Source organism: Sodalis sp. (in: enterobacteria) (assembly GCF_051710625.1).
Classification (GTDB): domain Bacteria; phylum Pseudomonadota; class Gammaproteobacteria; order Enterobacterales; family Enterobacteriaceae; genus JBPESN01.
Genome location: NZ_JBPESN010000081.1, coordinates 1 through 9,349, shown reverse-complemented (window position 1 = coordinate 9,349; position 9,349 = coordinate 1). Strand labels below are relative to the sequence as shown.

12 protein-coding genes and 2 pseudogenes are annotated in these 9,349 nt (G+C 55.4%); 5 read left to right on the top strand and 9 right to left on the bottom strand.

Annotation, left to right across the window (positions count from 1 at the left end; genetic code table 11):
• Positions 1-821: pseudogene (locus ACTBDU_RS14630) on the bottom strand (IS3 family transposase); the annotation flags it as partial.
• Between the two features lie 634 nt (positions 822-1,455).
• On the opposite strand from ACTBDU_RS14630, the pseudogene ACTBDU_RS14625 reads away from it, so the two are divergent.
• Positions 1,456-2,284, top strand: a pseudogene (locus tag ACTBDU_RS14625) (AraC family ligand binding domain-containing protein); the annotation flags it as partial.
• Between the two features lie 93 nt (positions 2,285-2,377).
• A complete protein-coding gene (locus ACTBDU_RS14620; protein ID WP_438806983.1) occupies positions 2,378-3,337 on the top strand; it encodes a DMT family transporter in 960 nt (319 codons plus the stop codon).
• A 3-nt stretch (positions 3,338-3,340) separates the two neighbouring features.
• Here ACTBDU_RS14620 and ACTBDU_RS14615 read toward each other — a convergent pair whose 3' ends face one another.
• Positions 3,341-3,622: a helix-turn-helix domain-containing protein gene (locus tag ACTBDU_RS14615; protein WP_438806982.1), complete on the bottom strand. Its 282-nt coding sequence runs from the start codon at positions 3,620-3,622 to the stop codon at positions 3,341-3,343.
• 91 nt (positions 3,623-3,713) lie between these two features.
• Between ACTBDU_RS14615 and ACTBDU_RS14610 the strand changes: the two genes are divergently transcribed.
• Positions 3,714-4,040 carry a helix-turn-helix domain-containing protein gene (locus ACTBDU_RS14610; protein ID WP_438806981.1) on the top strand — a complete coding sequence of 109 codons (327 nt, stop codon included), beginning with the start codon at positions 3,714-3,716 and terminating at the stop codon, positions 4,038-4,040.
• A 100-nt stretch (positions 4,041-4,140) separates the two neighbouring features.
• Here the strand turns inward: ACTBDU_RS14610 and azuC are convergent, their stop codons facing one another.
• Positions 4,141-4,224 (bottom strand): stress response protein AzuC, encoded by an 84-nt coding sequence (azuC, locus tag ACTBDU_RS14605; RefSeq protein WP_438806984.1) that lies wholly within the window; start codon positions 4,222-4,224, stop codon positions 4,141-4,143.
• 486 nt (positions 4,225-4,710) lie between these two features.
• Between azuC and ACTBDU_RS14600 the strand changes: the two genes are divergently transcribed.
• Together ACTBDU_RS14600 and ACTBDU_RS14595 are read left to right on the top strand one after the other, a co-directional pair.
• Positions 4,711-4,833, top strand: coding sequence for a hypothetical protein (locus ACTBDU_RS14600; RefSeq protein ID WP_438806980.1), 123 nt, complete (start codon positions 4,711-4,713; stop codon positions 4,831-4,833).
• Positions 4,830-4,997: a hypothetical protein gene (locus ACTBDU_RS14595; protein ID WP_438806979.1), complete on the top strand. Its 168-nt coding sequence runs from the start codon at positions 4,830-4,832 to the stop codon at positions 4,995-4,997. Before ACTBDU_RS14600 ends, ACTBDU_RS14595 begins: the two co-directional genes overlap by 4 nt.
• 239 nt (positions 4,998-5,236) lie before the next feature.
• Here ACTBDU_RS14595 and ACTBDU_RS14590 read toward each other — a convergent pair whose 3' ends face one another.
• The 6 genes from ACTBDU_RS14590 to ACTBDU_RS14565 form a co-directional block, all read right to left on the bottom strand.
• Positions 5,237-6,007, bottom strand: a complete 771-nt coding sequence (locus ACTBDU_RS14590; protein ID WP_438806978.1) for a hypothetical protein — start codon at positions 6,005-6,007, stop codon at positions 5,237-5,239.
• 52 nt (positions 6,008-6,059) lie between these two features.
• Positions 6,060-6,947 (bottom strand): hypothetical protein, encoded by an 888-nt coding sequence (locus ACTBDU_RS14585; protein ID WP_438806977.1) that lies wholly within the window; start codon positions 6,945-6,947, stop codon positions 6,060-6,062.
• Positions 6,948-6,987: 40 nt separating this feature from the next.
• Positions 6,988-7,200: a hypothetical protein gene (locus tag ACTBDU_RS14580; protein ID WP_438806976.1), complete on the bottom strand. Its 213-nt coding sequence runs from the start codon at positions 7,198-7,200 to the stop codon at positions 6,988-6,990.
• 242 nt (positions 7,201-7,442) lie between these two features.
• Positions 7,443-7,586: a hypothetical protein gene (locus tag ACTBDU_RS14575; RefSeq protein ID WP_438806975.1), complete on the bottom strand. Its 144-nt coding sequence runs from the start codon at positions 7,584-7,586 to the stop codon at positions 7,443-7,445.
• 360 nt (positions 7,587-7,946) lie between these two features.
• Entirely contained in the window at positions 7,947-8,294 is a 348-nt protein-coding gene (locus tag ACTBDU_RS14570; RefSeq protein WP_438806974.1) for a hypothetical protein, read from the bottom strand.
• A 717-nt stretch (positions 8,295-9,011) separates the two neighbouring features.
• The gene (locus ACTBDU_RS14565; protein ID WP_438806973.1) at positions 9,012-9,239 is read right to left on the bottom strand and encodes a hypothetical protein; all 228 of its coding nucleotides are present in this window, start codon (positions 9,237-9,239) and stop codon (positions 9,012-9,014) included.
• Positions 9,240-9,349: the final 110 nt, after the last annotated feature.

Here is a 9,349-nt window from a genome sequence, read left to right as displayed (position 1 = left end):
GTTTCCCATGCCATTTCCAGTGCTTTGATGGTCAGTCTGCTGTCCGGGGAGAACGACATAGCCCAGCCCACCGGTTTCCTCGCGAACAGATCAAGAACAACCGCAAGGTATGCCCAGCGTTTCCCGGGCCAGATATACGTACATCGCCGCACCATACCTGGTTTGGCTCCGTTACAACGAACTGGCGCTCAAGATATTCGGGATCGCAACATGCTCCTGACCGCCACGTTTATACCTGCGCGTCGGCTGCTGACAACTGACTAACCCCAGCTTTTTCATGAGCCTGCCTGCGAGCCAGCGCCCCATGCGGAAGCCTCTCTGGGTTGCCATGGTGGCGATACTTCTCGCGCCAGCGGCACCATGGCTGATACTGTGCAGTTTATGAACCTGACTGCGCAATACCGTTCGCCTGCCGTCTGGCCTGTCAGGACGACTTTTCCAGTATTTGTAACTGCTGCGATGAACCCTGAACACGTGGCAGAGTGTGCCCACAGGATAATGCGCTCTGAGTTTCCCGATTAACGAGAACTGTTCAGGGAGTCTGACATCAAAAGCGCTGTAGCCTTTTTTAATATTTCGTTTTCCATTTCAATGCGTTGTACCTTCTTCTTGAGCTCACGTATTTCGATTTGTTCCGAGGTTATGGGAGAGGGTTTTGGCGTTTTCCCCTGTCGCTCATCACGCAGTTGTTTTACCCATTTCGTCATCGTAGAAAAACCGACGTCCATGGCTTTTGCTGTTTGCGTGGCGGTGTAATTTTGGTCGACAATCACTTGAGCGGATTCGCGTTTGAATTCAGGACTGAAATTTCTTCTTTTCATTGGGGCACCCGTGTTGTTCTGAGGTGAGCATATCACCTCTGTTCAGGTGGCACAAATTCAGTGTGCCACTACAACAAACGGTCGCCGGTTGGCAGGCGGTATCGGGGTTAGCCAATATGTTAGCCTCTACTACCGGCGCGCGGCCTGGTAATAACGTTTTAGGATTATTCCTCATGTAAATAATAACCTAATATGATAGATTGTTTTTTAGCCACACTAGGGAATTATAACAACATCTTTTTAGTTAGCCCGCTTTGGCGGGCTTTTTTTTGTTCGGGGGGTGGCGGGGCAGGGGGCCGTACAACGCTGTGAGATCGCCAGCCCATGCCCCCATGCCTAAAGTACCATCAGCCGGTCTTAATGCACAAACCGACAGCCAAATCTCCCCTTGGTCGACTTTTATCCCCACTCGGGTATTCTGGCGCCTTTTCTGTCTGCCCTGATCGGGGCATTTTGCTTTCTCTGGCGTAGGTGTCGCTCTGCGCGTTATCCTTATGCGCCGACAGGGTCAGACGGCGATAGTTTTTCTACCGCCGTACTGGGTTAAATCGCGGTATGATATCCGCACGCGCAAAGGCCGTAGTGCGGCCTTAGGGCCTTTGCCGCACAGCCAGGATGACCAGGGGAGCCCATGATGTCAGGCGTACTAACCAACGTTCACTATGAAAGAAACCGTGCGCAGTTCCGCTTGCCGCCAGGTCTGGAGGGAGTGGAACTCTACCGCGCGCATCTGTTGCACCACGCGTTTGAGCCCCACAGTCATGACGCTTTTAGTTTGGGCATTATCGATACCGGCGCGGAACGGTTTCGCTATCACGGCGCGCTGCATCTTTCCCCCCGCCAATCGCTGGTGATAATGAATCCCGACGAACTGCATACCGGCGAGGCGGTGACTGAAGAGGGCTGGCGCTATCGGATGATTTACATTGCGTCCTCCACACTGTGCGACTTGAGCGGTGAAAGCGGCTGGTGGTTTGGTAACGTGGTGCGTCAAGATCCGACGTGCGCGACGGCATTGTCCCAACTGCTGGCGGCGCTCTGGCAAAGTCAGGAAGCCCTTTGCAGCGCCGGTCTAGTGCTTGAAATTGCCGACCTGCTGCGCCCCCATACGCACGTGGCCAGACGGTCGCGAGTGGAAGCGCCGCACCGCCTGAATGTCGTCCGCGATTACATCGCGGCGTATCATGCTCGGGCGATAACGCTTAAGGAAATGGCGGGTCTGGTCTTCTTGAGCCCCTATCATTTTTTGCGTCAATTCAAAGCACGGTTCCATGCCACGCCCCATCAAATGCTGATGGCCTGCCGGCTAAGCCAGGCCAAACAGATCCTTGTGCGCGGGATGCCGGCGGCGGGTGTTGTGGGTGGCCGCCTCCGCAGGGTTGGCGGATCAAGCGCATCTTACCCGCGCATTCGCGTTACGTTACGGCACTACAGCGGTTCGCTATCAAAAACAGGTGCTACCGGCCCGGCGGCACGCTGACCGCAATCTCGTACAATATTTTGCTGTTTGCACTGGGCAAAATCAGGGATGATCCTAACAAACAACAGGAAACATGATGATAACAGGGATATTTTTCGCGCTCGGCGCGGGTTTATTATGGGGAATGATTTTCGTAGGACCCCTGCTGGTGCCGGATTACCCCGGCGCTTTGCAGTCGGCGGGGCGCTATGTTGCTTTCGGGCTCATTGCCTTGCCTCTGGCCTGGTATGACCGGCACCGCTTAAAGCGGCTGCAACGACAGGACTGGTTGGAGGCGGTAAAACTATCGTTGGTGGGCAATCTGATTTATTACACCTGTCTGAGCAGCGCCATACAGCGCACGGGGGCGCCGATTTCCACCATGATCATCGGCACGCTGCCGATGGTGCTAGCGGTAAGCGCCAATGTCGCCTATGGACGGGACGAGGGTAAATTGCCATGGGGACGTTTGTCGCCTGCCTTGTTGTTAATTGCCGCCGGTCTGGTGTGTGTTAATGCGGCCGAATTGAAGCAGGACGTACAACCTTTTGATTTGTGGCGTTATTTGAGCGGCATAGCTCTGGCGCTCATCGCCGTGGCGTGCTGGACCTGGTATCCCCTGCGTAACGCGCGCTGGCTGCGGCGCCATGCGTGCCATAAACCCACCACCTGGGCCACGGCGCAGGGGCTTGCCACCCTGCCGCTGGCGGCGGTGGCCTATGGGGTAATTTGCTTGGCAATGGGGTTCACCCATCAGGCGTTCCCCTTGCCCTTCGGTCCGCGGCCAATGGTGTTCGTATCGCTGATGATCGGCATCGGACTGCTGTGTTCCTGGCTGGGGGCCTTTTGCTGGAACGAGGCAAGCCAGCGTTTGCCCACGGTACTGGTGGGGCCGCTTATCGTTTTTGAAACCTTGGCCGGTCTGACCTATACCTTTTTGCTGCGTCAGGCGTGGCCGCCGCTGTTGTTCCTTACCGGCATCGCGTGTCTGATTATCGGCGTCGCTTATGCGGTCAGTATCAAACCAGAGCCGGTGGAAAAAATCGTTTCACTCTAGGCGTCAGGTGGCCGCGGCGACGGCCGCCGCACTCAGGCGACCTTGGCTTTCTCTTTTCTCGGCCTTAGGGCCGCCGGTGTAATCATAATAGTGGCTCGACCAAATCTCGGCCGCCGGGACGCCGATCACTTCAGCTATCACTTTTTCCCCCTTAGGCCACGGACGATGCAGTGTGTTAGACAGCGTCGTGGGGCTTAAGCCAAAGGCGCGGGACAGGGCGGCCAGGGAAGTACCGCATTTACGTAATGCAGCTATGATATCAGCCTTGTGCCAGTCTTCCTTCATGTACACATCTCCTGTGAGTTTTGAATCTCCTGCTACAATACTACGTTATTCGTAGTTTTAATGACAAGCTAAAACTTCGATTATCGTAGCTATGGTCACACGACCTTCTTATCTTAATGTCTTTTGCCGCCGGGTAAAACAGGCGCGGCAGGCCAAGGGGCTTTCTCAAAAGCAATTGGGTATTGCGGCGGGTATCGATGAGTTTGTTGCCAGTACGCGTATCAATCGTTATGAGAAAGGCGTCCATGAGGCCAATATTCAAATTGCCCAGCATTTGGCGACGGTGCTTGAGGTGCCACTCGCTTATCTGTATACTGAAGATGATGAGTTAGCGGAATTAATGCTAATTTTTCTGGCGCTGGCGAAGCCGCGGCGCGGGGAAGTGATGCAATGTGCGCGCCGTCTGCGGACAAAATGAGGCAATGGCGACAACGTGCGGGTAAACGCCGGGCCAGTAAAATAATCAGGACATAAAAAAGCCGCCGTGGCAGCTTTTTCCATTCGTCGCAAGGACGGAATTACATCATGGGGCCGGGCGGTACATCTTTGATGGTGTACAGATGGGGCGCCAAAATTTTTTTGATAAAGTTACGAAATTTCATCTTGTTTCTCGACCAGATCGGTGTGTTGCCAATGGTTAATTCTAATGCGCCTATAATATGACCTTCGTCACAGTAATGCAAGTTTTTGTGATGCTTGTGATATAAAAAATCACCCACCGATTCCCATTACGTCTTCGTTTCGACCTTCCTGGCGCCAACCCGCAATGTCAGGACAACCTGCGCACGGTCATCGGCGGCACCCCTGAATTGTTGCGCCGAGGTTTGCTCTGCGGCTCCTACATTAAACGCTATTCCCCTGCCAAGCGAAGAAGAGGGCAAGACAATTCAAGATGATATAGACATGCCGTCAAACGGCAAGGAAGGGAAGTAATGGGGATTGCAGGTATGCTCAAAAGCGTCGGTCATGGCCGCCATTCGCTCAGTAAATGGACTCAGGCCATCGCCTTTTCAACCTGTGCCGGCGTGATTTGCTGGTACTCTTACCATTTGCGCCTTAGCGAATAAATATTCGGCCTGTATTTCGGCGTGGCGCTCGGGGCTAACGTTCTCAATAAAAAAATCGCCATGGATGAGGCGTTGGGCGATAAACGCGCCGATACCGCTGCCGTGGTCACCGAGACCTGCCAGCCGGCGGGAGAAAATCAATGATGGCGCTGTTTTCACACCCCGGCATCATCGCCACGCTGCTGGGGGGAGTGATGGGTTTACTGATGGCGGTTTTCGGTTGTGACAGGGCGCAGGGGCGCGAATCGCGCTATCGCATCCCCGGCTATGACAGCCTGGTCGATGGAGGTCAAGGTGCTGCCTATTGACGCCGCAGTCGGATGGGCGATTCCACGTGGGGAAGGGCCATGCCGGCGTCTTAGCCGCCGGTCGGGTCTGTCGGGGCATGCCGTTAATCCAGTCCATAATAATGACGCTCGAAGTTGTTGATGGTTGATAGTGTTCCCTGTTGCATGGCGTCAAAGCCGTCCGGATAGACCATTTGATAGCTGGCCGACTGTGAAGCATCGGCTGGCCACTGATATGCAGCCATAAACGCCTTAGAGGGTTAATGGGTCACCTGATAGCGCGGCATGACGTCGCTGCCCATCCAGCCCTCGGCAAATATCGCCTTTATGGTGTACAGCACGTTATCGTAGGCCGCCAGCGGCTGGCCCAGCACATTGGGCACCTCCCGTGCCACACCGCTTCGCGAGCCATAGCAGGCAAGGAGCAATAACGGCTCATTGGGCGAAAATACCTGCTGCTCAATTTCCATGGCAATATTCAGCAGCGGCTGTATGTACTCGCGTGCGATCGTCGCGGCGGAAACCAGTTGACCGCCGGGATCCTGCAATAGCGCGCCTGTCGGTGCGCCATGGGTTTGGAATGCCAGAATGCGCCGGTTGGCGTAATTGGTGTATAACCCCCTCTCCGAGGCGTTGAGGTGGTAAGTGGGCCGCGGCGCAAAGCCCGCAGTTTCTACCGTCAACGCCTCTGTGGCCGCGTCCGCTTCGCCGATACCGCTGGCCGCCAGCGCAATGCCTAATGAACACAATGACAATACGCCGGCCGCGTGCGGATGCTGGCGATCCAGCATATCGGCAGCAATTGCGAGCAGACCGCTGCTCAATTCGGCGGCGGACAAGGTGAACGCGGTAGCGAAACCTACTGGCCCGGCGGCCATAAACACTGCCGGGGGCAGCAACGTGGCGCCAGCGCCATAGGCATAATTCGCCCAAGCGTTCCAGCTTAAGCGGCCATCGGAATCGTAGCGGTTGATCGGGTCGCCGCGGCCGTAAAGATAGCGGTTAATGCCTGAAATTCCGCCCGGTCGCACCGTGTCCAGAGTGGTAAAGCCTTGAAGGTCAGGACGATAAAGCCGATAGCCGTTACCGAAAAAGTAGCCGCCGCTCGGCGCATATGCTATTCCCCGGCCTGGCGGGGCCGGGGAATAGCATATGCGCCAATCGGTGGTCATGATAAAAACGCAGGGAGGTCGATTCTTGTCCGCTCTGTCCCTGCAGCCGGTTAAGCGCATCGTAGTGATAAAATGTCTCGGATTGGGCGTCAACCTTCACCGTGCGCAAGCGTCCGAGCGAGTAGTAGTTATAGTGCAGCCGATGACCGTCGAATATCAGGCGGCCTGCGCAATCATAGACCAGCTCAAGACGCCTGGCATCGGCGCCGCCGTACTGGATATGCGTGCGGCGGGTTGGGTGGTCAGGATTGTCGTATGCATAGCGGACGCTTTGTTCGCCGGGATAACCGCTTCGTATCGGTTGCGCATAGTGTACGATGGCCGCGGTGAGGTTATTGAGCGCATCCCAGGTAAATGTTTCGGCGATCACTTGCTCGCTTTGTCCTTGCACCGTTGCCAACAAAGGCAGCTCGCCGCCGTAGCGGCAGGCGGTCAGGCAGCCGCGTACGTTATAATCGTAAGATTTGTGATGGCACAAGGTGTGTCCGTCCCTGCTATGTTGCAGCGTCCGTTTGACTATCTGATCCAGACTGTTGAACTGCTGGCTGATGATAAGTTCCATCGGCGCCTGCGCGCCCCCTTGGCGGGTAATAATAAAATTGACCGGCCGCCGGTTGAAACCATCATACAGCCACTGGGTCGACAGATTTTCCTGGCCGGGAAGCCTCACCTGCCGACGCGCCAGTCGGTCGAAATGATCGTAATCAAAGCGGATCTCCATATGATTATCGCGTACGCCGTCCAGGCGGCCGGCGGCATCATGGCGATAGCGGAGATGCGCATCCTCACTATCGCGCACGTTGAGCACCTATCCAGCAATGCTGTACTGGAAATTAACCTCATACAGCAGCTTGTCCTGCGGGCCCGAAAATCGACTCCTGCACCCGCTGGCCCTGTGCATTGTAGCTAAAAGCGACGCGGCTGACGGCGGCGCTCTTGCCGGCGTCCGGTCCCGCGCCGTCGATACGGAATTCAGTGCAATCGCTCAGGTACCCGGTGGCATTATCGTAATGGCATTCGCGATAGCCGCCTTCCCAGCTTTGTCGGGTCAAAAAAGCAGGGCGCCAGGAATGAAACCGAAATTGCATAATTTCACCGTCGGCGTCCTGATAATGATCGGGCAGCGGGCTAAGAGAAGGATAACGGAGACGGGCGGCCGCGGGTGATCCCCCCCCCCTTCACAACGCAGTCCTGCGCCCCCCAGTGGTCGGTTTCGCAGCGATACAGCCGTTGCCAGGGCGCCGATAACGCCGCACTGAGGTCAATAGAGGTCCGGCCGGTCGCCCGGCAACTGCTAACGATAATGGAGCAGGCTGTCGTCCTGCAGCGTTTGCTGGTCTACCCGATCATCCTCATTGTAGCGCCAGTGGATGCCCTGTCCGGTGCGCCGTTCCTGCACCCCACTCAAACGGTAGCGATGGCCATATGTTAGACGCAACTAATTGATAATCAGTGCTTTGTCGTTTTCCGGCTGCGGCAGCAACCGCAAATGGCGCCGCGGTTTGCCATACCGGTACCGTTCGTACAGAATGCCCGAGGAGGGGGCACGGTATTGATGCGTTGGCTGCTGTGGTGATAACTGCGCGATTGGCGGTGGTTTTTTTGCTTAGTGATATCCAGATGATGGTAATGGCAAACGCCCTGCTTACCGTCGTGGTCAACGCTGGTATAAGGGTGGCCCCATTGATCCCACGCGCAATCATGAAAGATGAAAGCGTGTCGCAAGCAGGCGAAAGGTACCCTCTTGATAGGCGTGATCGTGGGTGATAAGGCGGGAAAGACGTCCGAGGGGGTCATACTATCGTTGCTCGATAGGCAAAGAAATTAAGGGGGAGTGTCGACACTGATAATCGCGACAGTGCAATCGGCCAAAACCGTCCATATGGCTGATAAGACGGTTGCCTTGCCTATCGATAACAGTTAGGGTGATAAGTCGGCCTGAGAGAAAATTATCCTCCAACTGCCGATAACTGAACCAGGTGTCAGGCGTGTCGGCACAGTATTCTGTATTCTCAAGATAGTTTTCAGGGGCATACTGATAGCGGGTCAGGTTGCCGCAGGCGTCGGTAAACGACAGTAAAGCGTAACCGGCATGGCGCCATATCCGCGTGGTGATCAGCGTTGCCGTCTCATCCGGATGACGCAATTGCGTTTCCCACTTTAACTGCGTGTCGGCCGGGTTACCCCCCCCCCCGCGCGGGAATGACTTTGCGCTGGCGGTAGGTTTCAATAAAAGTGTTTAGAATTTGCGCCGTATAATGGGTGTAGGTTTTTTTATCAACCGACCGTTTTCATTATGGGCAGCATCGGGCGTCAGATGGTAATCGAAGCGCTGCAACACGCGGTTAGGAATTTCAGCGGCGACGCAGAGGATCATGGGTCGCCCCGCCAGAGGTGAATCGTTACGGCCGGGGAATCCGCGGTAGCAGTACACCAGGGTTTGACCCCGCATCGGATACCCCGCCTGACAATAAGTCACCTTTTTGATAAAGCGTATAAAGCCCTGTGGCTCGGCAGGGCAATCCTCTTCCCCTGCCGACGAGTAATAATCGGTATGTTTGCTGCTGCCGTCGGGCCAAACATGCTTAATCAGATTCCCTCCAACATCATACTCATAGCATGACACTTCGCAGCGATAATGGGGTAAATACCGAGGGGCTGGCCCATATTCTTCTCAGGTTAGCCGTTTTTCCCGCGGCAGGGCATAACAGGCAGGTTGATAGGCCAGCTCAATGGCGTCGTCGCAGTCATAGGTTCATTGGGTGATGATTCGTCCGCGGCACCGTTTATCGCACACCAGCGTCTCGCGAGACTCCTCTTTTGCCATCAGCAAATGTAAACGATTATAGCGATGGATGATTGTCTAGACTTCCGGTTTGCCGCCGGCGGGGTGCAAGGCATTCTCCGCCGGTAACAATAGCGTGCGGGTCATAAGCGAGTGATAAAGGATCGCGGCTTTTGCCGCGCCGGCAGGGGAAGGGCGATCGGCAGAGGGTCCAGACGCCTTATCGTTGCGGCTGATACTGAAAGTAGCGGTCATGGTAGTAAGACAATTATCGCCGTTGATGACGGTGGTGGTTGTAGTGGTCAACTAAAACTGGCCACCGCGTTAGCGTTTTTCCAGTATCTATTTTCTGATTCGTTTGGTGGCAACCCACCGTTATATTCATGCGGCCTGAGTGCGCTGTAATATCCCACGAT

Coding starts and splice junctions, on each gene's coding strand:
- ACTBDU_RS14595 (WP_438806979.1), top strand. CDS start 4,830: ATGATGGCGCTGTTTTCACACCCCGGCATCATCGCCACGCTGCTGGGG.
- ACTBDU_RS14615 (WP_438806982.1), bottom strand. CDS start 3,622: ATGAAGGAAGACTGGCACAAGGCTGATATCATAGCTGCATTACGTAAA.
- ACTBDU_RS14610 (WP_438806981.1), top strand. CDS start 3,714: ATGGTCACACGACCTTCTTATCTTAATGTCTTTTGCCGCCGGGTAAAA.
- azuC (WP_438806984.1), bottom strand. CDS start 4,224: ATGAAATTTCGTAACTTTATCAAAAAAATTTTGGCGCCCCATCTGTAC.
- ACTBDU_RS14620 (WP_438806983.1), top strand. CDS start 2,378: ATGATAACAGGGATATTTTTCGCGCTCGGCGCGGGTTTATTATGGGGA.